This window comes from Ktedonobacter sp. SOSP1-52, assembly GCF_016587395.1.
The window spans coordinates 929,273-953,333 of the sequence record NZ_BNJH01000004.1 but is presented as its reverse complement, the minus strand read 5'-3'; the positions used below and the strand labels follow the sequence as shown (position 1 = coordinate 953,333).

Below are 24,061 nucleotides of genomic sequence, written 5' to 3'. Positions count from 1 at the left end.
GTATTTACCTCTTTGAATTTAAATGACTTTGGAGGCGCTGATGAAGGAGGAATTGTTCGGCCTGGTTGCCTGTCAGCGCAAGGGCACGCAACTCGGCTGCGTGAGCCTGCTCGCGGCGACCGAGTTCCAGCAAGAAATCCCCCCGAATGGCGTGGAAGAGATGATACCCCTCCAGATCACGCGCGAGTGTTTCGACTTCGGCCAGCGCTGCTTCTGGACCGGCCACATAGCGCAAGGCCACTGCACGGTTCAGTTGGATGACTGGCGAAGGCGTCATGCACAGCAGCAGATCGTAGAGCGCCAGGATTTGTGGCCAGTCAGTCGCCTGCCATGATGAGGCTTCCGCGTGACAAGCCACTAAAGCCGCCTGAATCTGATAGGGGCCTGGACGACCTAGCCCCGCCGCTTGCTCAATCAGGGCTCCCGCCGCTGTAATCATCCGTCGATTCCAGCGTGAGCGATCCTGATCGGCAAGCAAGATCAGTTTGCCCTCGGCATCGAAGCGCGTGTCAGATCGCGCCAGATGCAGACGCATCAGCGCGAGCAACCCCAGAGGCTCTGGTTCTCGAGGATAGAGCCGCGTGAGGAAGGCCCCCAGCCAGGCTGCATCTTCGGCTAGATCGCGACGCGCCGAGGCGTTGCCTCTGCTGGTGAGATAGCCTTCGTTAAACATCAGGTAGAGTGCTGCCAGTACTTCGCCCAACCGCTCATCGAGGTCCTCATCACGGGGAACGTGGTAGGGAATACCAGCCTGCACAATCTTCTGTCTCGCCCGTACCAGACGCCGCGCGACCGCCGCTTCGGAGGTCAGGAAGGCGTGGGCGATTTCTGCGGTTGTGAAGCCACAGACCGCTCGCAGCATCAAGATCACCTGGGTCTCGCGCGAAAGCGCTGGATGGCAGCAGGTGAACATCAGCCTGAGGCGGTCATCTGGCTCTTGCACCACCGGGTGCTCCAACTCAGCGAGCTTGTCGCGGTAGCGTGCGTCACGCCGGATCTGGTCGATGGCTCGACGACGAGCGACCGTCAGCAACCAGGCGCCAGGCTGAGTTGGAATACCTTCGACCGGCCAACGTTCTAGCGCGATCAGCAGAGTATCCTGGACAATCTCCTCAGCGACCTCGAAGTTGCCCAGGATACGTAGAAGCGCTCCCACGATCCTGCCCGCCTCTTCGCGAAAGACAGCGCTAAGCGCGGCCTGGATCTCGCCACTGGAGACAGGGGGTAACAGGGGTCTTGAGGTCTCAGACATGGGGATGCTGTTCCTCCACCACCGGCCAGATCTCGACCACATTGTAGCCTGGGGCCTGAACAGACCACTCCTTGGCGAGGTGCAACGCCTCATCAAGGTCAGCCACCTCGATCTCAGCTATACCTCCGATCACTTCCGTTCCCTCAAGGAACGGGCCATCGGTCACCAGAGGTTGGCCACCCGAGCCAACGTGGACGCTGGTAACGGTATGGGGGAGATGGAGTCCATAGCTCTTTCGGATCTGGGGGCGGTGTTCGTGTATCCACTGACCGGCCTGCACACGCTTCTGGGCAATATCCTCTTCAGACAGCTCCTGCCATGCTGCCAGATCCTGGGCATCGGTGCAAAACAAAAGGAGATATTTCATTGTTTCTTTCCATTCTAGAAGTTGCTCTTTAAAAGATGCTCAGTATTCAGCCTTTATACATACGACGAACAGACCCGACCCGAAAAGGACATTCTTAAAGCTGAATATGGCGGCAGGAGCAATATGATTGGCATTTCATCTCTTTGGAAGCTCTCACATTTTCACACGTGCCGCGTTGCGCCCACATTCGGCTTCAAAGATGTCCTTTTCGGATCGTGCCTGTTCCCAAACTAAAACAACCGCTGCCCCAGTTGAATTACCTCAACCTGGGGCAGCGGTTGTTTTCAACCATGCTGTTCGGAATTGTCCCTCTTCTGTAGCTGCTTCTGACTACGAGCAGTTACTTGAGAGATACACCGATGACAATCTGTCGCTGGAGATCGGGCCTGGGGTAAAGTTTTGCTCAACCAAGAAGAGGTTCAAGGTAACGCTGCAACGCGGTTTTGAGTTCATGTACAAGCGATCTTCGATCAGCCTCCTCTGCCTCGAGTATGAGTGGGAGGACAGCCTTGAAGAGTTGAACACTCATCGTGGCGCACAAAAGGCGTTGCGCTATCGGGAGGTTGGGGGCGCGTACCTGAAAACCCCGCTCAAAGTTGGCTTGCATATCTTTCGGCAAAGCTTGCGTAAGACTCGCCAGAGACATCGATGGAGTGGGAATTGTGAGAAGGATGTAAAAAGCAGGATGGGCCAGGTGAAATGCAATCAGGGCATCAATAACCTGATCCAGCCAGAGAGAGAAGGTACGTGATGCTGCCTCGCGCGAAAAAATAGAACCATATACCTGTCGGAGTTCCTCGGTATACCGAGCAACCAGGGCCAGAGCAATCTCTTCTTTGTTAGAGAAGAATTGATACAGAGAGCCGGGCGAGATCCCGGCCTGCGCTGCAATATGATTGGTCGTTGCCTCATCATAGCCCATTTTCGCAAAGACAATTTCAGCGGCATCAAGAATGGAAGCAATACGCTGTAAACCTCGCGCGCGCCGCTGAACAGGCCGTGCGTCTTTCTGCTGATCCATACGATCCTCCAAACATTCATTCCAAACAGCATCAGTATATTTTTTTACGCTGGCAAATCTCTTGACAACACGAGTTTTTACTCGTATAATTCTTTGATAGGACGAGTTTTTACTCGCCTATGTAGTATAGGATATCAGGGCGGCTTTGTCCACAAGAAGCGGGGCTTGCCGAAAGTTATCCTGAAGTATCGCCCATGGTATCCATGCTGATCCCGGTCGTTTCGATTTCAGGACTTTTATCATGATGACCATACGTCATGTTAGGTGAATTGGTTGTTATAGAAGAAGGATCGCATATGAACACATCAGCCGAGACGAGGCGCTTAGATAGCAAGAGCGTGGTCGTCATTGGAGGCAGTAGAGGTCTGGGACGCGCCATTGTGGCCGCAACTCAGGCTGAAGGTGCACATGTGCTTACTGTAGCACGCCAGGAAGAGCCACTCAAGAAGCTCGTCGCAGAATATCCAGCCGTGCAAATGCTCAGACTCGATGCAAGTGACGAAAACGCTCCTGCGAAGGTCTTTGAAACGCTTTCGCCAGACGTCCTGATTATCTGCGGAGGTGCCATACCCCATAATGTGCCACTTTCGGAGCAAAGTTGGGAGCAGTTCTCACGCAACTGGAATACTGATGTCAAAATATCGTTGCTTTTCTCGCAAGCCGCGCTGACCAGGCCGCTTCCTGCGGGAACGAGTGTTATCCTCATTTCAAGCGGTGCGGCCATTGGTGGTTCTCCACTTTCGGGCGGCTATGCTGGCTCAAAACGTACACAGATGTTCATCGCCAGTTACGCCCAGAAAGAATCTGATCGCAGAGCACTTGGTTTGCGCTTCTTTGCTCTAGCGCCCGGAAGCATTATGCCAGAAACAGACCTTGGAAAAGCCGCGGTCTCGGCCTATGCTTCTTCGCTCGGCATTTCTGCCCAGGACTTCGTCAAAGGCATGCCATCACCGCAATCGCCGGAACGTGTCGCAAACGCGGTGGTAGAAATTGCGAGCAATCCAGGCAACAGAGAGGGGAATGTGTTCCTGATTTCTGGAAAAGGCATTGAGGCTTTACCATAGTTTTTAGATTAAGAAAACGCTACCTGTGTTCCCAGGAGTGTAAGACAACTCATTGAAAGTGAGATAGAATGACAATCACTTCTCTTCCAACTCGAGCAGAGCTCGTGAGCCGTGCGAGCGCTATTGTACCTCTTCTCCAGAAACATGCGCAATGGCACGAGGAGCATCGGCGTTTGCATGAAGAAACAATCGAGGCGATGGCACGAGCTGGCATCTTCAAATTGCGCATCCCCAAACGCTACGGAGGCTACGAAAGCGATATCCAGACCGTGGTGGATGTGCTCACTGAGATCGGGCGAGGGGACGGCTCATCCGCGTGGACGGGGCAACTCTGGTTGCATGGCGCATGGATGGTTGGCCTATTTCCCGATGCCGTCCAGGAGGAGGTCTTCTCCACCCCTGATGTCCGTGTGAGCGCGCTTTTAAGCCCAACAGCGACAGCGGTGCACACAGAGGATGGGGTCGTCGTGAGTGGGCAATGGCACTTCAATTCCGGCGCGCTACACAGCCATTGGGACCTGGTCAATGCCATATCCATCACAGACGAAGGAGCACCGGAGCCGATCCTTGCACTCATTCCGATGTCGCAGCTTGAGATCATCGACGACTGGGATACCTCGGGCCTGCGAGGAACCGGCAGTGTCACCACCGTGGCAAAAGAGGTCTTTGTTCCCAATGCCCGCGTGCTCTCGATCACCGCTTTAACGCAGGGGCAGTCCCAAAGTGCCTTAAACGCTGATCTCCCCCTGTACCGCAGCCCGGTGATCCTGACGGGCGCGACACTCTCCAGCGTGACCGGGCTTGGTCTGGCGAAGGCTGCCCTGGAGGCCTTTCTCCAGCGGCTCCCTGGTCGACACATTGCCTACACAGCCTACGACAACCAGGCTGAGGTACAACTTACCCATCTCCAGGTCGCTGAGGCAGCGATAAAGATTGAGGAGGCTGCGTTCCATGCCTCACACGCGGCAAGCCTTCTGGACACGAAGGCCGCGAGCGGTGAGACATGGAGTGTGGAGGAGCGCAGCCGTGTTCGTCTCGACGCAGCTCTGATCGCGTTGAGAGCCAAGGAAGCGGTAGACATACTCAACACCGCCAGCGGAGGATCATCGGTTTACAGCAGCGTGCCCATCCAACGCATCGCGCGCGATGTTCAGGTGCTAAACCTGAACGGACTGCTGCATCCCAATACCAATCTCGAACTCTATGGGCGGGTCCTTGTTGGCCTTCCCCCGAATACGCTCTACCTCTAGACGTGTTCTTGCCCACGCCACACGACCCGGCAGCGATCTGCTAAAAGCAGGATTGAAGGCCATCGACTATCCTTCACAAGGCCACTTTCGCGCTTTGCGCAACACCCAATGGTACATCCCCCTGGGGCCGCGTGGCTCATCGGAGAAAACATGGAACAGGCTGCATCGAAAACACATCACAATGAGTCACGGCTGGTCGATCAAGAACGCTTTCGGAGCGTGATGAGCCACTTCGCCAGTGGGGTAAGCATCATCACTACACGAAACGCAGGTGTTGACTATGGCCTCACCGCCAGCGCCGTCACCTCGCTCTCACTCGACCCGCCCATGCTTCTCATCTGCCTCAACAAAGCCTCGAACACACGAGATGCCATCGCAGAGGCACAGGCTTTTGCAGTCAACATTCTGCGGGAAGATCAGAGCGAACTGGCGCGCCGGTTCGCCACCTCTCAACCAGGCAAGTTCGAGGGCCAGAGCATCTCCTATGGAGAGCTCGGTGTGCCTCTACTGGACAACATGCTGGCTACCATGGAGTGCCGCGTTGTCGAGGTCGTTTCAGGTGGCACCCACTCAATCTTCCTGGCCGAAGCGCAGACAGCCCAGGCCACAACAGAGATGCCATTGACCTACTTTCGAGGAAGAATGGGCCGCTTTACCTTCCTGGGCGCCGATGCCAAGTGAGCAGCGATATAGTATGGAAGAGGCTGAAATATGATTCGAGAGAGGGTGCACCGAGCCTCGACCTGCCAACGTTATCTGAGACAAAACATGTACTAACGTAAGGAAAGGAATACCTTATGATTCTTGTAACTGGAGCGACCGGCTTGAGCGGATCTGCTGTGATCCACGAGTTCGCCCAACAAAAGGCGCCAGTACGCGCGCTGGTTAGGAACCGCGCGAATGCACAAGACTTGGAGGCGTTACCCACCGTGGAGGTTGTAGAAGGAGATATGCTTCGGCCTGAGACACTCAAAGCCGCGCTACGCGATGTAGACCGTGTCCTCATGATCTCTTCAGCCAGTAAACGGATGGTGCAGACACAATGTATGTTCATTGACGAGGCCCGCGAGGCTGGAATCAGCCATATCATCAAGTTTTCCGGCAAGGAATCAGGTATTGGCTTCAACCCGAATCACTTTCGCTCTACATGGGAGCACGAACACATCGAGGACTACCTCGAACACTCTGGGTTGGCATGGACACATCTGCGCCCCAGCCAATTCATGCAGTTTTACCTCCCACCAGCGCCGACGGCGGTGAATGTGGCCAAAAGCGCGCTCTTGCTCCCCATGGAGAATGCCAGGCTCTCACCCGTTGATGTTGAGGACATCGCGAAAGTCGCTTTTGCGTTGCTTCATAGTGAAGGACATGAGGGCAAGAGCTATGACATGACGGGGCCCGAAGCCCTGACAATGGCGGAGGTAGTCGAGCAGATCTCTCAGGCAATTGGCAAACCCTTCCGCTATGTCAATATCCCGCTGGAGGAAATGAGGCAGGCGTGGTTGGCGGCAGGTATCCCCACCGAGCGCGTTGACACCATCAGCGAAGTGCTCAGTGAGCGCATCAGATGTGTCGACTCGAGAGTCACCCTCGACACACACAAGATGTTTGGGGTTCGCCCTACAACGTTCGCCGAGTTTGCGCGCCGGAATGCAGCTGTGTTCCGTGGGGAAACGATGCCGTTGTAATTGCTTTGCTACCAACCTGACAACTGAGACACGCTTGCCACTATCTTGTGAGAGCCCGACGCGCTGTTTCTGAACAGAAGGCTAAGGGCTTTTCACGGGTAGGTTCCTTTTTTGCTGCGACTGGTAGGTTGGTTCCAATCGCGGTGCTCCACGTATGATCGTGGGCAACGTGATTGGGACCAATGTCACCAATGTCACTAACGATTACAGAGCGATTACAAGTTTATATGCAGTTCAGGACACTTCCATCATTGAGCGCTAGATTGCACCTCTTTCTTGAGTGGGGGCATCGTGGCACACCTGGACGAGGTGTAGCAGCGGGCCAAAACCATAAAACGCCAAAAGGTATTCACTAGCCACTCTAGTCAATTTGTCACCCTTTTCATATGAAGGCCGTTTATCATTGATGAATTATTATTTAAGGATTCTTTCGTAGCCGCACAAAACAATACTTAGGAGAGAGTCTTGCAATCTTTTAGTAAAGAGCTGCCTTCATCGCTTGAGAAGCAGCAGAATGAAGATGATGTGTCGACTCGCAGGCGCTCCTTGCCTGGACGCATCATAATGGAGAGCTGGCTACCTGGCCTGCTCGTCGTGTGTGTCGCCCTCGGGCTTAATTTCTACCGGTTGGGAGATCCTAGCCTCTGGTTTGACGAGATTCTCTCGGTCACCAGGGCAATTCAACCATTACCTGTGGTATGGAAAATCATCTGGACAACCCAACCCAATATGGCCTTGTACTATCTCCTCCTCCACTTCTGGCTGGATGTCACTAACGCGCTTGGCTTCGCGCCAACTGAGACGGTTGTGCGCCTCCCATCGGCCATTTGCGCGGCATTGAGCGCGCTGGTGGTGTTCCAAATGGGACGTCGCTACCTTAGCCTCTCGGTGGCACTCCTGGCATCTGGTCTCTACGTCATTAATGCCTTGCAGCTAACCTATGCCCAGGAGACACGTTCATATGGCTTGCAACTACTCCTGCTCAGCCTGGCATGGTACGCACTCTTGAACATACTGGCACAGGAGAAGTTGTCCTGGCGCTGGCTCGTCGTCTATGGGCTCACGGCCACGCTCTCAGTATATACCCAGATCTTTAGCTTGCTCGTCTTGCTAAGCCAGGCCATAGCGGTCGTCTGTCTACTTGTGCTGCCAACCACCTGGCGCGAGCGTACACGCCAACGCTTCCGCCCCCTGCTTTTCTGCGGAATTGTCGTAGGCATCTTGCTGGTCCCTATTTTGTTGGCGAGTCAGGGAAATGACAAGACTGGCTGGATTCCCATTCCTGATCTCGGGGACGCCCTCCATGTCTTCACCGTCATCAGTGGAGCGCAAAAAATCTACGAGGTCATCCTGCTTGGCTTATGCCTCCTGAGCGTGATTGGCGCGCTCTGTGTACAGAGTACACGCCTACGCACGCTGATTCTACGCCTCCCAGTCTTCGCGTCCCTTGGCAAGCAACCACACATACGCCAATTCTTCCCGATCATTGTCGTACTGACTTGCTGGTTTGTGATTCCCTTTGTGCTCAGTTATATCATCTCGCAAGGCTCGACACGCCTGTTTATTCCCCGCTACCTTGTCACGATTGTGCCGCCACTCATGTTACTGGCGGGCGCCAGTTGTATGCTTATCCCCTGGCGTTACCTGCGAGTAACGCTTATGGTAGGTGCGCTCCTTGTGGCAAGCTGGGCAGTACCGCTGTATTATCAGAGCGCCGAGGTCGAGGATTGGCAGACGCCTACAGCCTGGCTCCAGGATCACTACCAGTCTGGCGATGGTATGGTCTGTTACGATAACGATCAAGGCTGCGAGGTAGGCATCGAATATTATCTGCGCGCTTATCCCACCGGTGTCACTTTCCCTGAAGATGCGCCTGGCGCCTTTCCCTGGGTCCACTACGATACAACCAATCAGCTAGGGGACTCGGAATCCGCGCTTGATACAACCCAGTTGGCGACCTATGTGGCTCAACACAAGCGCCTCTTTTTTATTGTCGCGCGCCTCAGCAGTGATGACCAGGTCGCGCGGGTCAAGGCTACCCAGCAATGGCTTAACAGCCACTATCAATACCAGGACCAGGTAACGACACCTACCATGACGATCTATCTCTACAAAGTGAACTAATATAGGTGATTGCGTGGCTCACCGGGTAGGGTGTGTAGTGGCAGGTTGGAGGAGCCAACCTGCCACTACACACCCCTTTTATTGGGCGGGTTCTTCCGTCTCGGAAACCAGATCTTCTGAGAGATGTATAGGGGGGAGAGTAGGCTTTGCGTCTGTCCGATGGCTGGCCAGGCCGAAGAGTAGTATAGGCACAACCTGCTCAGCCTGTTCCAGGTAGCCAGGCTGATAAGAGGTCTCAGGCAATGAGGGATGGGATTCAGAGCCAGCAGGTCTGAGGCGCAGCGCATGTAGAATAAAGCGTTTGAGCATATTCATAAACAAGTCGGCTGCCATAAGTGCATCAACGCCATAGGTCTGCTCATTGCAAAGGAAGCCCTGGCGGATTCCATCCTCAAAAATAGAGGCAATAGGCATAAGCATACCCGCGTGAAATTCCTGATGTAAGTCCGCACGCGCGCGCTCGTGCAGTTCATGCTCGATATCGTGCAGCATCATACCAATATCGATACGATTGGTGCTTACCAGAAAACGTGCCACCAGTCGCAGGCGTTCAGGCACGCTTTCATTACGATGCGCGATCAGCTCAAGTCCAGCCCGGGACCTGGCGATAGTCTCCTTCACAACCGCGAAATACAAATCCTGCTTATCGGAGAAATGGTGGTAGAGGGCGGGCTGTGTCAGACCACAGGCGTCAGCAATCTGACGCGTGGAGACAGCGCGAAATCCGTATTCCATGAAGAGCTGATGCGCTGTGCGCAAAATCGTATTACGTGTCTCTTCTATATCCTCGCCTGTACTTGATCGTCTTTGACCGCGTGGCATACGTATGACTTCCTCTCTAAAGTTGGCACAATGATCTATAGCAGGTGGAAAATTGTTGGGGGCACTTGACTCTAATAGAACATCCTTACGTGTCAAAACTATATGACACGGCAGGTGTAGTGTCAAGAGGTGAGGAGGATAAGCTGAGAATACAAGAGATATACCTTCTAACCACCAGGAGCGAGAGGTTCGAGTAGGCAGACCTCTCGCTCGCAAACGAGCGCATCCTCTTGACCGCTAGAGTATGCGTCGTATACAGGAGCATGCCACCCCGTAGGGCAACATGGCTTGCGAGGAACACAAGGAGGGCGACAGGGGGTGCTGTAAGTAGTAGTCTGTCGATACAGACCCGCCGTCCAGCGCGCTTCAATGTGCTCGTTTGTTTCCTTCAACGATACTTATTTTAACGAGGTCGTGTTAAAGGAAAGTTATATGCATGTAAGCATACCGCAAAGGATAGGTAAAATGCGTATTAAGCAAGCGAGAGGAGCCAGAACCTTGACATTGGTTCTGGCTCCTCTCACTAGAAGCTCATCCATCAGGGTATTGATGGGTAAGCGCGGATCATTGCTGAGGGTATGATGGATAGCCGGGGCCGACTGGTGGCTGCGGATAGCCAGGACCAGCCGGTGGTTGTTGCGGATACCCGCCAAAACCAGAGCCACGTCTCAACGCCGCCAGTTCCTGAAGCACCGGCCATTCAGCAAGCGCCAGGTAGAAAAGCAACACAATCTCCGCCAGGGGAACAAAAGCCACTAACAGGCTCAGCGCGCCGCTATAGCCTGCTTTCGAGAAAATCTTCCACCAGACAAAAAGCTTAATCGCAATACTGACAAGCGCAATAACGCCTACAACAATAAAATACGTTGTTAAAATAGCTGTAAGCTGTGGTTGACTATTGTCCATCAATTGCCTCCACTGAAATATCTATAAGTAAAACTATTCACTCTATTAAACTCAACTTTTTGTTTGAGGTAACATATATCGTTAAGATGCTCTCAGCATACCATACCTCAACACGCGCAACAATGAAACAGCTCATAAGCCAAAAGTGAGTTACCTCACCCAGCAAGCTATTTGTTGACAAGGTGGGGGTGGACTCGTACAATCTGAAAAGACACATATTGGCAGTCACGTTACCGGATTGGTAGGAGTCAACACGTAGCGCAGGCTGTAGAGATAGTGCATCGAGTGTAGAGAAGAAGATGAGCGAGAAGCAGCAGCACGAGGAAGCCCAGGCCCTCTATGCCCAGGGCCTATGGTATAGTAAACAGGCAGAAGGAGAGCGCCAGGACTACCTGGATAAAGCGATAGCCTGCCTGCAAAAGGCCCTGGAGCTTTATAGTATCCATGAGACACCCACAGAGTGGGGGCGCGCGCAAAACGCGCTGGGCGAGATCTATGGCAGCCTGGAGAGAGGGAATCGCCAGCTTAATCTCAGGCGGGCTATTGCCTGCTATCAAGCCTCACTAGAGATCTTCACGCGTGAGCAAGCGCCGGGCGAGTGGGCGCAGGCCCAGTATGGATTAGGCCTGGCCCATCTCTCACTGCCCGGAAAGGATACGCGCCAGAGCCTGGAAAAAGCCCTACTCTACTTCCAGAACGCACTCAAAGTCTACACGCTACAGGACTATCCCCTGGCCTGGGCCATGGTCAACAATAGCCTGGGCAATCTCTACTGCCTCCTGCCAAACGAAGATCGCTACAATACACTGAAACAGGCCATTAGCTGCTACGAGAACGCGCTCAAAGTCTACACCAGAGATCGCGCTCCAGAAAACTGGGCCATGACACACCAGCACCTGGGCAATGTCTATGCCTTTCTCCCAGGTGGAGAAAGGCAGACACACCTGCGCCGCGCCATAGAGCACTATCGCGCCTCCCTGGAAATCAATACCTATGAGCATACACCGGAGCACTGGGGCGACATCATGCATAGCCTGGGCAATGCCTACCGTAATCTCCCCCCAGGCGAAGGCGAGGGCGAAGAAGCCAATCTTCGCCAGGCCATTGACTGTTATAGCCAGGCCCTGCGCGTCTACACCCGCGAGGCATATCCCCTGGAATGGGCCTCCACGCAGACCAATCTCGGTATTACCTATAACCTGCTGCCGGAGGGCAATGAGCAAGAACGCCTGGAGAAAGCTATTCAACAATTCCAGAATGCGCTTGAGGTCTATACGCTTGAGGAACATTCTGTCGAGTGGGCCAAGACGAATAATATGCTGGCCCTGACCTACCTGGACATGCCAGATGGGAATGAGCAGGAGAACCTGCGCCAGGCCATCACCTGCTTTGAAAACACCCTGCGCGTCTATACACGTGAGCAGTTTCCTATTGGCTGGGCCAATGTACAAAGCAACCTGGGACAGGCCTATAGCCGCCTGGAGAGTGGAGATATCCAGCAGCACCTACACCAGGCCATCAGCAACTTTGAGGCCGCGCTCACCGTCTATAATCGTAAGGCCTACGCCTTTGACTGGGCGCGTGTACAATTCTCCCTGGGAGGCGCGTACGGCTCCTTATTAGAAGAGCGCCAGGAGCACCTTCAGAAGGCCATTACCTGCTACCGTGCGGCCCTACTTGTCTATAATAGCGAGTACACGCCCCTGGAGTGGGCTGCGACCCAGACCAACCTCGGCACCTCCTACTGCCACCTGCAAGACGAGAAACCCGAGGTCCGCCAGGAACACCTTGAGCATGCGATTGCCAGCTTTGAAGCGGCTCTCAAGATCTACCAGCCAGAGCTACACCCCCTGGACTGGCAGAAAGCCCAGAGCAATCTGGGCTTTGCCTATGCCGAGCTTCCTCATGGTGATCATCAAAGTAACCTCTACCATGCGATATCGCACTATGAGGCCGCGCTCCAGGTCGACTTCGCCCAGGCGGCTCCCATAGAATGGGCCTCCCTGGTCTTCAACCTGGCCAACGCCTACCGCGAATATCAGGAAGGCAACCGGCAGAAAAATCTGGAGATGGCTATCGCCCTCTATCAGGCAACCCACAAGGTCTATACCCCCACCACCTTCCCTCTCGAATGGGCCGCGACACAGAATAACAGTGGTAACACCCTGCGTGAGCTTCAGATCGGCGACATCCGCGCTAATCTGCAAGCCGCCATCACCTGCTACGAGAACGCACTCCAGGTCTTCTCAGCCCTCAGCATGAACACATACGCCCTGGCAGTACAGGAGAATATAGCCTCCGTCCAGAAAACGCTCCAGACGCTTTAGGTGGGTCAGAGTCCCCAAGCATATACGTCCCTTGCAATCCTCATAGCACCTTCTAAACAAATTATTGTATGTGACGCTGGCTGGCGGCATTCACCAGCCAGCGTCACATACAATAAAAATCTAACCTTGACTTCCATAAGTCCTGCTCGTATACTCAATCATTGAGTACTTGTTTGCTGAGTATAAGAAGCTGGGCGCGAGCTGATGGGCTAAGATACAAACATCCCTATGTATCACGCCTGCGCTCGGATAAGGAGGTCCTCATCATAGTGCGCAAATATCGCAGCTTATCGATCCTATTGTCACTATTTACGCTACTCCTGATGGCCTGCGGAGGCACGGACACATCGACGAACACCAAACAAAATACGGCGAGCGCCTCGCCTGTGACCCTCAATGTCTTCGCCGCTGCCTCGCTTACCGAGTCTTTTAAGGATATAGCCACCCAGTATAAGCAGGCGCATCCCAAGGTGAACATCACATATAATTTCAATGGCTCGCAACTCCTTGAGCAGCAGATCGCTAATGGAGCCAGCGCCGATATCTTCGCCTCGGCTGATCAGACAAATATGAAGAAGGCCAGCGATGCCAGCCTGGTTACCACCAGCAAGGTTTTTGCTCGCAACAAGCTGGTGGTCATTGTTCCATCCAGCAATCCTGGCAAAATTCAAGCGCTGAAGGACCTGGCCCAGAAAGGCAAGAAGATCGTAGTCGCGGCCCCTTCTGTCCCGGTTGGAAAGTATATGTTGCAGGTTTTGGATAAGATGGGCAAGTCCACCGACTACGGTAGCAGTTATGAGAGCGCCGTCAAAGGCAACTTTGTCTCTCAGGAGGAGAACGTCAAGGCCGTCGTACAAAAGGTGCAGACGGGCGAGGCTGACGCGGGCTTTGTCTACCTGACGGATATCACGCAGGCCGTTTCGTCGAAGGTAACGATTATTGACATCCCTGATACCCTTAACGTCATCGCCGAGTACCCTATCGCTGTCACCAAAGACGCAAAACATGCTCAGGATGCGCAAGCGTTCATTGATTTCGTGCTCTCCACGCAGGGCCAGGCCATTCTCACACACTACCACTTTATCAGCGTGAATAGTTAATAAAGGAGAGGGCATATGGAGCAGTCAAGCAAGCAACACCTCACGTACCGGACAGGGCAGTGGCGAGGGCGCTGGGGAAACCTCCTCTTTCGCCTGGGCATCGGACTGTTGAGCGCGCTTTTTCTCCTTTTTCTGGGTATTCCCCTGGTCGCGCTGCTCTTTCACGAGGCCCCTGCTGTCATCTGGAGCGAGTTGCAACAGCCAGATATCCTCCAGGCCCTACAAATCAGCCTGTTCACAACCACAGTGAGTACCCTCCTGGCCGTTATCTTTGGCCTGCCCGTGGCCTATCTCCTGGCGCGTGGTAAATTTCGTGGGCGCGGCTTTCTGGAAACCTTAGTAACCATGCCAACCGTTCTTCCACCAGTGGTCGCGGGCGTGGCCCTGCTATTGACTTTTGGACGCATGGGACTGCTTGGGAGCTATCTTCGTACTTTTGGCATCAGCATCCCCTTTACCGCTGTCGCCGTCATTATGGCCCAGACCTTTATCGCCGCCCCTTTCTTTATCAATAGCGCCAAGGCCGGGCTAGAGCAGATGGATCGGCGCTACGAGCAGGCGGCCTATACGCTGCGGGCCTCCGCCTGGTATACCTTCGAGCGCGTGACCCTCCCGCTGATTCGTCCCGCGCTGCTGGCGGGAGTTGGCCTGAGCTGGGCGCGCGCCCTGGGTGAATTTGGCGCGACGATTACCTTCGCGGGCAATTTTCCCGGCATCACCCAGACGATGCCCACCGCCATCTATCTCGCCTCGCAGGACGACCTGGATAAAGCTATCGCTCTGGCCGTAGTGCTGCTCGCCGTCTCCTTTGGCCTACTGCTAGCCCTACGCATCAGGCGCGTATAAAAGGAGTGTAAGCATGTAGGTAGACCCGGTTCGCTTGGTGTGGCGTGTATGTTGATAATAGCAATGACAGGCGAGCAGCACAGCCTGTGCACAGGCATCGCCAGGAAGAGATAACACATTAAGCAGAACCGGGGCTGCCCATCAGCCCACCACCAGGAAGGGAAGGTTTTCACTATGGGAGAATATGAGCGCTCTATTAAGATACAGGCATCCAGACGCCAGGTAGAAGACTTTATGTCGGACGTGAGCAATCTGCCCAAGTATCTGCCGACGACGAAGCGCGCGGAGCCACAGCAAGGAGAGCGTGTACGCGTCGAGGGCGAGGCTCATGGACACCACTATGACTCTGATGGCTTCTTCCGCGTCGACAAGAGCCATAATCGCATGGAATGGGGTTCCGATGGCGAAGAGCGCTATCGCGGCTGGCTCGCGGCCAAAGGCGATGAAAGCAAAGGCCCGACCGAGGTCACCGTTCATCTATCTTTTGAGCCATCCCCTAAGATGAGCCGCAGCCTGGAAGAACCAACTGGCTCACAGGAACAGACCATCAACGAGAGCCTGGACCACGCCCTGCAATCGCTCAAGAACCTCGTTGAAGGTACTGGCGGCAAGATTGAGGGCCGCGCTGAGCGTTAGCAAATTAATAGTTAGAATAGAACCGAAGAGAGGGACCTGCCCACGGGCAGGTCCCTCTCTTCGGTTCTATTCTAACTGTCTATCTGGGCTTTCTGGAGTTTGCCGCTGTAGTCGGTGTAGACCACCTTCCACTCGGTGAAGACATCAAGGCCAGCAATGCCCGCCTCGCGGTGACCATTGCCGGTGCCACGGGTGCCTCCGAAGGGGAGCTGGATCTCCGCTCCCGTGGTGCCGGAATTGATATAGAGGATACCCGTGGTCAGATCGCGCATGGCTCGCTGGGCGTTGTTGATGTTCTGGGTATAAATCGCGCTGGAGAGACCAAAGGGCGTCTGGTTGTTGACCTTGATGGCCTCGTCAAAGGTGTCGACTGCGATCACGGAGAGCACCGGACCAAAGATCTCCTCCTGGGCGATGCGCATCTCCGGGCGCACGTCTTTAAAGAGCGTCGGGCGATAGAAATTCCCGGAAGTCAGTCCTTCGCCTTCAGCACACGCTCCACCTGTTACCAGGGTCGCTCCCTCGCCCTGGCCAATCTCGACATAGGCATGAATCTTCTCAAGCTGGCTGGCATTGATCACCGGCCCGACATCTACCTGCTCATCCAAACCATCACCCAGGCGCAGTTGCTCAATACGCGGCAGCAACTTCTCTAGCAAGTGGTCATGCACGCCACGCTGTACGATCAGGCGGCTACAGGCGGTACAGCGCTGGCCCGTGGTACCATAGGCACTCCAGAGAATGCCCTCCACCGCTAGTTCCAGGTCGGCATCATCGAGAACAATAACGGCGTTTTTGCCACCCATCTCCAGCGAGACGCGTTTCAGCGATTGCGCCGCCTCGACCGCTACATGGCGCCCCGATTCAGTCGAACCGGTAAAGGAAATGACCGCTACGGCGGGATGGTGAATCAGGGCCTCGCCTACCTCCTGACCAGAGCCACACACGAGATTGACTACGCCCTCAGGCAGACCAGCTTCCTGAAGGATCTCGACCAGACGCAAGGCACTCTGTGGTGTATCCGAGGCGGGTTTAAGGACAATGGTATTGCCGGCAACCAGCGCCGGAAACATCTTCCAGGTCGGGATGGCAATGGGAAAGTTCCAGGGCGTGATGCAGGCCACAACCCCCACGGGATCGCGCAGAGCCATACCACTCTTATTGGGTAGCTCCACGGGCACGGTATAGCCAAAGAGGCGGCGGCCCTCACCGGCCATGTAGTAGGCCATGTCTATGCCTTCTTGCACATCGCCGCGTGTCTCTTTGAGTACCTTCCCCATCTCGCGCGTCATGATACGCGCCAATTCCTCTTTGTGGCGCGAAAGCAGCTCGCCAACACGAAAGAGAATCTGGCCGCGCTTGGGCGCGGGAACGAGACGCCAGCTCTCAAAGGCCTGGCGGGCCGAGGCGACAGCCGCATCTACGTCGGCCGTGGACGAGAGCGGGAAATAACCGAGTACTTCGCCCGTGGCAGGATTATAGTTGGCAAAGGTTCTTCCCTCACGCGCGGCCTGCCACTTGCCACCAATGAAGTTTTGAAATGTCTGCACAGTAGTCGTCATGCAATACCTCCTGACAAAAAATACAGCGCTCCACCATCTGGACCGCTCAAGCGATGAGACGAGAGAAGGCCAGTTCTGCTAGCTGGTATCCTGCTCGTTGTGGTTCTACTAGCATTTAGTATGCTATGCCAAACCACCAGTCAGGCGCAAGAGCGAGGTGATGCGCTGTATATATCAGGGAATATGCGATTGTGAAGCAGTCAAACGACTGTTACGAGATGCTCCCTTTGAGGGTCGCCAGGAACTCCATGTTGTTGCCTGTCTTCGACATATGCTGCAAGAGAGCCTCCATGGCCTCCAGACCCGTGCGGCCTTGCTGATCGGACAGGGTCGCGAACATGCGGCGCATGACCACAACGGCGCGTAGTGTCTTCTCGTCGAGCAGGAGTTCTTCGCGGCGAGTGCTGGAGAGGGAGATGTCGATGGCGGGGAAGATGCGGCGTTCGGCAAGTTTACGATTCAGGACGAGCTCCATATTGCCGGTACCTTTGAACTCTTCGTAGATCACATCGTCCATACGGCTGCCTGTATCAACCAGGCAGGTACCAATAATGGTCAGGCTACCACCCTCTTCAATCTTACGGGCGGCACCGAAGAAGCGCTTGGGGGGGAAGAGCGCGCTGGGATCGAGACCACCGGAGAGGGTACGCCCACTTGGCTGCACAGCCAGGTTATAGGCGCGACTCAGACGCGTGATACTATCGAGCAGAACGACGACATCGCGTCCACCTTCCACCAGGCGCTTGGCCCGTTCGAGCACCATCTCAGCCACGCGTGTATGCGCCTCTGTTGGCTCGTCGAAAGTTGAGCTAATGACCTCGGCCTTCACGGAACGCTTCATATCCGTGACTTCCTCAGGGCGCTCACCAATCAGGGCGATCATCAAATGCACATCGTCATAGTTCGCGGTGATGGAATTGGCGATGGACTTGAGGAGCATGGTTTTACCGGCTTTAGGAGGGGAGACGATCAGGCCGCGCTGTCCACGACCGATGGGGGAGACAAGGTTAATAATGCGTCCGGAGATGTTGGAGGCACCCGTCTCGAGGTTGAACATCTCTCGTGGGGAGATCGGCGTCAGAACCTCGAAGTGGGGTCGCCGTTTAGCGACTTCCGGATCGACACCGTTGATCGCCTCGACGCGCAACAGGCCATAATACTTCTCGTTATCCTTGGGTGGGCGAACCTGGCCTGACACCATGTCACCGGTACGCAGGCCAAAGCGGCGAATCTGCGATTGCGAGACATAGACATCCATATTTCCGGGCAAGAAGCGCTCTTGACGGAGGAAGCCAAAGCCATCTTCAACGATCTCCAATACCCCTGCGCTAAAAATGTTGCCTTGCTGTTCAGTGTTGGCCTGGAGGAGTCGGAAAACGAGGTCTTGTTTCTTGAGGGTGCTGTAGCCGGAGAGTTCGAGGTCGCGAGCGATATCACGTAACTCCGGCAGCGTTTTAACTTCTAACTCTGCAATGTTCACGGTATGTAGGGCGGCGAAGCATTCAATTGCTTGAGGAAAGCGCCCCTTCTCCTTTCTGGGTTGAACCTAGATGAAATTGGTGGGAAAGAAACAAAGCTTTTAATGGAAACAAAGCTTTTAATGAAAGTACAATCATGCGGGAAGAGCAGACCTCCCCTGTAAAGCGTGGTTGTGGCATCGGGTAGCTTTGATGAAGTAAGAGGTGCCAGCTAATGGTCCAAAGAGCATGTACGACTTCTCAACACATAGCCATCGTTGGCGTGTAAAATTTTGGAATTTGCACTTGGAATTTGCATTTGAATTTGTGTGCCTGGAATTTGCTTGGACCTGGTTGTTCACCAATGGTGGCGTGGCACACATCTTTGGAGCTAGCATGAATATATCATATGGTATAAAGAGATGTCAAGAGCTGGAGTACATATCTACCTTCACATCCACTGGAGCAGTGATCAAGGCTGATTGCCAGGATCAGGAGTGTAGAAGAGAGAAGGGAGAAAGGATATCAACAGCAGCTACACTCACAGAGGACTAGCGCGACCTACGACCACGACGCGCAGAATACCGCGCACTCAGCCAGCTCACCCAGCCAGCTTTCTGTTGCTTATCATAAAAGGGATACCACTCTTTGTCAACCCACTCATTACAAAGGTATAGCTGTTCACCCAGCGAGCGCTGCTCTAGCTCTTTATCAACAACACTATTAGCATGAGGATGCTGATATAGGCGCGGACGTGGAGAGCCGAAGCCGTGCACATAGTGCACCAGTTCATGCGCAATTGTCGTGATTAGCACACATTCTGGCACTTGCGCAACCTGGAGCAAGGAGTTAATGCCAATGAAGGATGTGTTCTCATCTAACGTCATGCGAATCACTCCCAGGCGCGTCTTCCAGGGATAACAGTAGGCAATACAAACCTCGTTGACAGGTTGAATATCAGCAAAATAACTTTTCCAGATGTGCTCAAGGTACACATTTATATCTCGCTCAGGAGAAAACACACTTGCATCATTTATAGAATTTATGACAGGAGACTCTGCGGTCATTAAGAGCATTTGTGGACTCCTTATGATGGTAACACAATAGGTACTTTAAGACTAGTATAGCAGCACTGCTCTAATCGTGAACATAAGTTTTTATATCTGTAAGAGGTAACCTATCAGGACTTCTCGCCACTACGTGGCTCGCAGGGGTATAGGATGTGTGGTGGAGATGGGTCGGCTTCGCTGACCCATCTCCACCACACATCCTATACCCCTGCGAAGCGTCGCAGACGCTGAGAACATCATGTCTAACAAGAGCTCAGCATGACTTTAGTCTTAAGGGAAAGTGGGGGAATTTCGAAGTGTGCGGATGGGCAAGGGGAGAGTAAGGACAACCAGAGAAAAGGGCGTGGTCTTCACCCTAAGAATCCTTGGGCCAAAAGCTTAAAGGCAGATTGTAGAAAATTAGATTCCACTTAAAGCTGCAAAAAGTGCGCCAAATCTGGCCAATATTGGCAAGTTTTTCGTCATATTTCCGATACTTCTACTCGTATAGAGAATAGATGTGTAGTAGGAATAAGGAGGAGACACAATGTCCTGTACATTGAGCAGCACAATCGAAGCCATTGAAATGCCTCTGTGGTCTCAAGAAATTCCGGCCACATCAGAGGCAGCATACAAGAGATATGAGACCGCGCCTATGGTTGCGATCGCGCCAGTACCTGCCACCAGGGTTTCCCCTACAACCGACAAATTGAGTGAAGAAGAGCTTCACAGCTCATTTGAGGAAGCGCTGGAAGAACGCATCAACTCTGGAGAAATGCGCCGCATCAGCGCCTTGCTTGAGGAGTTGCCTTCTTCTCACCCATTGCCCCACACCGGGCCGCTGGCACCGAAACAGATGGTGCCATCCGAGTTGCAGAAGTTACTCTCCACCCTGGGAACACTAAGCGCGAAGAGCTATGCCTTGCTCATCGGCTTCGGACTCCTGTGTGTGCTGCTTGGCTTCGATCTCCTGGGTCTCCTCCTCCTCACGACACGCTAGTCGCCGGTGTGCAGGGGAAACCTGCCCTCCTGCCATAGAATAGGGATAGCGCTTTTTCCCTCCTCCTTCTCTCGCTTCTGGAAATACTTTCGGTCCGTGAGACGTTGTAGTATACAGGTGTGTTTTTCTGGTTGGGAATGTGGTGCATCTGGCTGGCGAGGCCAGCCAGATGCACCACATTCCCAACCAGAAAAACACAAAAATGCTACTTCTAGCGCGTTTATTTCGTATTAAGTACTAAAGGCAAGGGCGCAGGTAGTTACGCGGCGTCTCGCCGATTGAGAGGAGCGATTGTGCAGCGACGATCAAGGAAGCCACAATTTCCTGCACGCCCCGAGGAGAGTTACGGTCATGTGACCTCCGCCATAGGTCTGGAGGAGACCTTCGGTCACCAGCGGGCCAGGAGGCAGTCTCTCTTCAAGCAAACGCTGATGTGGATTACGGGGCTAATCTGCGCGGTGCTTCTGCTAGGAACCCTGGCTCAGGCCTGGTCCAATAGCCAGTTGACGAGGACGGTACAGAGCGAGCAACTGCGCTTACAGTCCCTGCAACAGCGCAATGACCAGCTCAAAAAAGACGTAAACAAGTATAAAGATCCAGCCGTAATCGAAAGCGAAGCCAGGCAGCAGTTAGGCTATGTACGTCCAGGCGAGAAGCCTGTTGTGGTCGTACAAGCTGATACGACAACCACAACCAGGACAGCATCCACCAGGACCACGAAGAGTGACTCAGGCTACTGGCTGGAGTGGTTGCAGGCCCTCTTTGGCAATGGCTAAGCCATCTCGATAAGCCAAAGGTCCTCTTGTAAGCGTCCAATTCTTGACATTACTTGTATGATAAATGTATAACATCTGTATAGAAATGTCATAACAAGCTTAAACGTCAGGTAACAACAGATGAAGCAACAGCGTGTTCTTGCGGCAAAAATTACCCTTATGATTATTCAGCTCCAGCATTGGCTGGAGCTTACAAGGTTTGTAGTAAGAACATTGCGTTTCGTGGAATGAGGAAGTAGCAGCTACCCGCTAGCGAAACGCACAAACGCAAGTTTGGTGTTTCGCTTTTTTTATTATGATTTTATTCCGAAATCCAACCCCCATTCGGGGACAAGCGCGCTCAGGATTTCGGATAAGAAGATCTTTCTTGCGGATGTTTTCACCGCAATCATCAATGTGAACGAGTTTGAACACATTTAGAAAGGCAGTAACTGGTAATGCGTCCATTAATCGGTATACCTTGCCATGCAGGCGTGGGGGCTGAGTCGGATCGGCCCATATTCTACAACAACATAGCATACATACGGGCAGTGGAAGCAGCGGGTGGCGTCCCTATTCTCATCCCTATTCTTGACGATCTCGCTGGCCTCCAGACGCTTCTGCCTCGCCTTGATGGCTTGTTACTCTCAGGTGGAATCGACCTGCATCCACGTCACTATAATGAAGAGCCACATCCTATGCTGGGAAAAACCAACCCGCAGCTCGATGATTTGGAGCTGGAACTGGTTCGCTGGGTTGTGCGGGAGAATCTTCCCACAATCGGTATTTGCCGTGGTATGCAGATGTTGAATGTGGCCCTGGGTGGCAGCCTCTACCAGGATCTGGAGGCACAGTATCCCCAGAGCTTGAAGCATCCTAACTGGGAGTTACCGCGCAATCAGATCGTCCACCGCATCAACGTTCAGGAGGAGAGCCGCATGGCTGCTATCCTGGGCAAGTACGATCTGGGCGTCAATAGCCTACATCACCAGGCGGTGAAAGAACCTGGTTCCGGGGTCATCATCAGTGGACGAGCAGAGGATGGAGTGGCGGAGTTATTGGAGATACCTGATCATCGCTTTATGCTCGCGGCCCAGTGTCATCCCGAAGAAATCTGGAATGATGAGCCAGCATGGAAAAATCTCTTTGGAGCCTTTATTGAGGAATGCTCTCAGCCTGTAGTCAAGCAACTTCATGCCATGGATACAGTACTCGAGGTTAGTGCCAGGACGGCCTAAGGATTTTTGACCCATGAGAGACGCCTGTACGTCTGAAGTCAGGGATTACGCCCTTCTTTATCTTCACTCGCACACACGTTTACCTGAGCCTACCTCTTATGCGAAAACCAACGCCACTCTCGTGGCTAGCGCTCCGCGCTCAGGTTTTCTGATAAGGCCTACAGTAAAATTGATAATAAACAAACCTATGCCAATGTTGTCATACTTGGTTCTTATTCCGAAATCCAACGCCGCTCTCGCGACTAGCACTTCGTGCTCAGGATTTCGGATAGGTAGACACTAAAAAGTCGAAAGCGGCCACCCAGAGTAGAGTAACCGCTTTCGACTTTTGCGTTTGATCGTATTTATTTGTCCGCAGGAATGTCAGCAGGCGGCGTCAGCGTGCCGCTCTTGATCATCTGCGCGAACTCGTCGGCCTTGGCCTTGGCGTCGGCAGGAACATCGCTCGAAGGCGTCGCATACCCAACACCATCCTGCTTCAGGTCGAAGACGGGAGGAGTGTTGGTGTACTGGTTCTTCGAGAAGTTGACAATCGTGCTGTAGACAGCGGTATCAACGCGCTTGAGAGCGCTGGTGATGACATCGCTGTGCAGGTAACCCTGGTCGGCGTCGACACCAATACCATACACGCCCTTCTGGTTGGCAGCGTCCAGTGCGCCGATACCACAACCACCAGCGACCTGGAAGACGATGTCCGACTTCTGCTGGTCGATCTGGGTCAGGGCCATGTCTTTACACTTGGCGACGTTGGCGAAATCCTGGGAGAAGCCAACCACAACTTTGACCTTGGGATCGACCTTCTGCGCGCAGTACTTGTAGCCCGCGATGTAGTGGTTCACGGGGGGGATCGCCTGGCCACCAACCGCGCTAATGACATTTGAACCGGAGAGCTTTGGCAGCTTGCTCTTGCCATCAAGCTCCATCTGGCCCGCCATCGCACCTACGAGACAACCCGCCTCCTGCTCTTTGAAGAAGAGCGGCGCAACGTTTGGCAGGGTGGTGCAGTCAGACTGACCTGGAGCCGTGGCACAGCCATCAATGATGGCGAACTTTTTGTTGGGGAACTGCTTAGCAACCTGGTAGATAGGGGTCTGCATCAGGAAGCCAACGGCGAAGACGAGGTCAGCAGCCTGGGCAGCCTGGGTCAGGTTTGAGACATAGTCGTTCTGTGATGTCGACTGGATGACGCGCTCGTCGAAGTTCAACTCTTTCCTGGCTTTGGTATAACCAACATATGAGAGGTGGTTAAAACCATTGTCGTTCAGGCCGCCGATGTCGGTTACCAGGGAGACCTTGATGGGGGCAGCGGCGTTACCACTATTAGAATTGTTACCACCATTTGAGCTACCACCACAAGCAGAGAGCACTATGGCCACGAGCGAGAGCAGCAGAGTAATCTGGATGAACCAGCCATACTTACCACGCAAATACGGGCGACGCATTCGATAGGGTCCTTTCTCCTCTATAGATAGAGAAATATATAAAAAAATGTGAACATAGCAACCAGTTATCACAGGTGGCTTGTACGATCACAAAATCGTCACATATAGATCCACTGATATAGAACTGGTATTCCTCAGATTTTGAAGGGTAAAAA

The 24,061-nt window shown here is 53.7% G+C and carries 21 protein-coding genes; 12 read left to right on the top strand and 9 right to left on the bottom strand.

Annotation, left to right across the window (positions count from 1 at the left end):
* Window positions 1–4: 4 nt before the first annotated feature.
* The 3 genes from JMJ16_RS39240 to JMJ16_RS39230 form a co-directional block, all read right to left on the bottom strand.
* Window positions 5–1,252 (bottom strand): RNA polymerase sigma factor, encoded by a 1,248-nt coding sequence (locus JMJ16_RS39240; protein WP_201390338.1) that lies wholly within the window; start codon window positions 1,250–1,252, stop codon window positions 5–7.
* Complete coding sequence (locus JMJ16_RS39235; RefSeq protein WP_201390336.1) at window positions 1,245–1,619, bottom strand: YciI family protein; 375 nt, start codon at window positions 1,617–1,619, stop codon at window positions 1,245–1,247. The genes JMJ16_RS39240 and JMJ16_RS39235 overlap by 8 nt, the downstream gene beginning before the upstream one ends.
* 403 nt (window positions 1,620–2,022) lie before the next feature.
* Window positions 2,023–2,640 carry a TetR/AcrR family transcriptional regulator gene (locus JMJ16_RS39230; RefSeq protein WP_201390334.1) on the bottom strand — a complete coding sequence of 206 codons (618 nt, stop codon included), beginning with the start codon at window positions 2,638–2,640 and terminating at the stop codon, window positions 2,023–2,025.
* A gap of 296 nt (window positions 2,641–2,936) precedes the next feature.
* Here JMJ16_RS39230 and JMJ16_RS39225 point away from each other — a divergent pair, with 296 nt between their 5' ends.
* The 5 genes from JMJ16_RS39225 to JMJ16_RS39205 all read left to right on the top strand — a co-directional run bounded on the left by JMJ16_RS39225 (window position 2,937) and on the right by JMJ16_RS39205 (window position 8,766).
* A complete protein-coding gene (locus tag JMJ16_RS39225; protein WP_201390332.1) occupies window positions 2,937–3,704 on the top strand; it encodes an SDR family oxidoreductase in 768 nt (255 codons plus the stop codon).
* A gap of 68 nt (window positions 3,705–3,772) precedes the next feature.
* Complete coding sequence (locus tag JMJ16_RS39220; RefSeq protein WP_201390330.1) at window positions 3,773–4,954, top strand: acyl-CoA dehydrogenase family protein; 1,182 nt, start codon at window positions 3,773–3,775, stop codon at window positions 4,952–4,954.
* Between the two features lie 150 nt (window positions 4,955–5,104).
* Entirely contained in the window at window positions 5,105–5,635 is a 531-nt protein-coding gene (locus JMJ16_RS39215) for a flavin reductase family protein (protein ID WP_236601893.1), read from the top strand.
* A 116-nt stretch (window positions 5,636–5,751) separates the two neighbouring features.
* Window positions 5,752–6,642 carry an SDR family oxidoreductase gene (locus tag JMJ16_RS39210; protein WP_201390328.1) on the top strand — a complete coding sequence of 297 codons (891 nt, stop codon included), beginning with the start codon at window positions 5,752–5,754 and terminating at the stop codon, window positions 6,640–6,642.
* Window positions 6,643–7,107: 465 nt separating this feature from the next.
* Window positions 7,108–8,766, top strand: a complete 1,659-nt coding sequence (locus tag JMJ16_RS39205; protein ID WP_201390326.1) for a glycosyltransferase family 39 protein — start codon at window positions 7,108–7,110, stop codon at window positions 8,764–8,766.
* A gap of 78 nt (window positions 8,767–8,844) precedes the next feature.
* Here the strand turns inward: JMJ16_RS39205 and JMJ16_RS39200 are convergent, their stop codons facing one another.
* Both JMJ16_RS39200 and JMJ16_RS39195 read right to left on the bottom strand, forming a co-directional pair.
* Window positions 8,845–9,588 (bottom strand): TetR/AcrR family transcriptional regulator, encoded by a 744-nt coding sequence (locus JMJ16_RS39200; protein ID WP_201390323.1) that lies wholly within the window; start codon window positions 9,586–9,588, stop codon window positions 8,845–8,847.
* 564 nt (window positions 9,589–10,152) lie between these two features.
* Window positions 10,153–10,494: a hypothetical protein gene (locus JMJ16_RS39195; protein ID WP_201390321.1), complete on the bottom strand. Its 342-nt coding sequence runs from the start codon at window positions 10,492–10,494 to the stop codon at window positions 10,153–10,155.
* Window positions 10,495–10,793: 299 nt separating this feature from the next.
* On the opposite strand from JMJ16_RS39195, the gene JMJ16_RS39190 reads away from it, so the two are divergent.
* The 4 genes from JMJ16_RS39190 (at window position 10,794) to JMJ16_RS39175 (ending at window position 15,403) form a co-directional block, all read left to right on the top strand.
* Window positions 10,794–12,821, top strand: coding sequence for a hypothetical protein (locus JMJ16_RS39190; RefSeq protein ID WP_201390320.1), 2,028 nt, complete (start codon window positions 10,794–10,796; stop codon window positions 12,819–12,821).
* Window positions 12,822–13,090: 269 nt separating this feature from the next.
* Window positions 13,091–13,921, top strand: coding sequence for a molybdate ABC transporter substrate-binding protein (gene modA / locus JMJ16_RS39185; RefSeq protein WP_201390319.1), 831 nt, complete (start codon window positions 13,091–13,093; stop codon window positions 13,919–13,921).
* Between the two features lie 15 nt (window positions 13,922–13,936).
* Window positions 13,937–14,767, top strand: a complete 831-nt coding sequence (locus JMJ16_RS39180; RefSeq protein ID WP_201390318.1) for an ABC transporter permease — start codon at window positions 13,937–13,939, stop codon at window positions 14,765–14,767.
* A 174-nt stretch (window positions 14,768–14,941) separates the two neighbouring features.
* The gene (locus tag JMJ16_RS39175; protein ID WP_201390317.1) at window positions 14,942–15,403 is read left to right on the top strand and encodes an SRPBCC family protein; all 462 of its coding nucleotides are present in this window, start codon (window positions 14,942–14,944) and stop codon (window positions 15,401–15,403) included.
* 71 nt (window positions 15,404–15,474) lie between these two features.
* Here the strand turns inward: JMJ16_RS39175 and JMJ16_RS39170 are convergent, their stop codons facing one another.
* From JMJ16_RS39170 to JMJ16_RS39160, 3 genes are all read right to left on the bottom strand, one after another.
* Entirely contained in the window at window positions 15,475–16,965 is a 1,491-nt protein-coding gene (locus JMJ16_RS39170; RefSeq protein ID WP_201390316.1) for an aldehyde dehydrogenase family protein, read from the bottom strand.
* Window positions 16,966–17,176: 211 nt separating this feature from the next.
* The gene (rho, locus tag JMJ16_RS39165; RefSeq protein WP_201381872.1) at window positions 17,177–18,445 is read right to left on the bottom strand and encodes a transcription termination factor Rho; all 1,269 of its coding nucleotides are present in this window, start codon (window positions 18,443–18,445) and stop codon (window positions 17,177–17,179) included.
* A 528-nt stretch (window positions 18,446–18,973) separates the two neighbouring features.
* The gene (locus tag JMJ16_RS39160; RefSeq protein ID WP_201390315.1) at window positions 18,974–19,498 is read right to left on the bottom strand and encodes a hypothetical protein; all 525 of its coding nucleotides are present in this window, start codon (window positions 19,496–19,498) and stop codon (window positions 18,974–18,976) included.
* A 520-nt stretch (window positions 19,499–20,018) separates the two neighbouring features.
* On the opposite strand from JMJ16_RS39160, the gene JMJ16_RS39155 reads away from it, so the two are divergent.
* The 3 genes from JMJ16_RS39155 to JMJ16_RS39145 all read left to right on the top strand — a co-directional run bounded on the left by JMJ16_RS39155 (window position 20,019) and on the right by JMJ16_RS39145 (window position 22,464).
* Window positions 20,019–20,471 carry a hypothetical protein gene (locus JMJ16_RS39155; RefSeq protein ID WP_201390314.1) on the top strand — a complete coding sequence of 151 codons (453 nt, stop codon included), beginning with the start codon at window positions 20,019–20,021 and terminating at the stop codon, window positions 20,469–20,471.
* 293 nt (window positions 20,472–20,764) lie between these two features.
* The gene (locus tag JMJ16_RS39150; protein ID WP_201370115.1) at window positions 20,765–21,247 is read left to right on the top strand and encodes a septum formation initiator family protein; all 483 of its coding nucleotides are present in this window, start codon (window positions 20,765–20,767) and stop codon (window positions 21,245–21,247) included.
* A gap of 437 nt (window positions 21,248–21,684) precedes the next feature.
* Entirely contained in the window at window positions 21,685–22,464 is a 780-nt protein-coding gene (locus tag JMJ16_RS39145; protein WP_201390312.1) for a gamma-glutamyl-gamma-aminobutyrate hydrolase family protein, read from the top strand.
* 344 nt (window positions 22,465–22,808) lie between these two features.
* Here the strand turns inward: JMJ16_RS39145 and JMJ16_RS39140 are convergent, their stop codons facing one another.
* A complete protein-coding gene (locus tag JMJ16_RS39140) occupies window positions 22,809–23,906 on the bottom strand; it encodes a BMP family protein (RefSeq protein ID WP_201390311.1) in 1,098 nt (365 codons plus the stop codon).
* Window positions 23,907–24,061 lie beyond the last annotated feature (155 nt).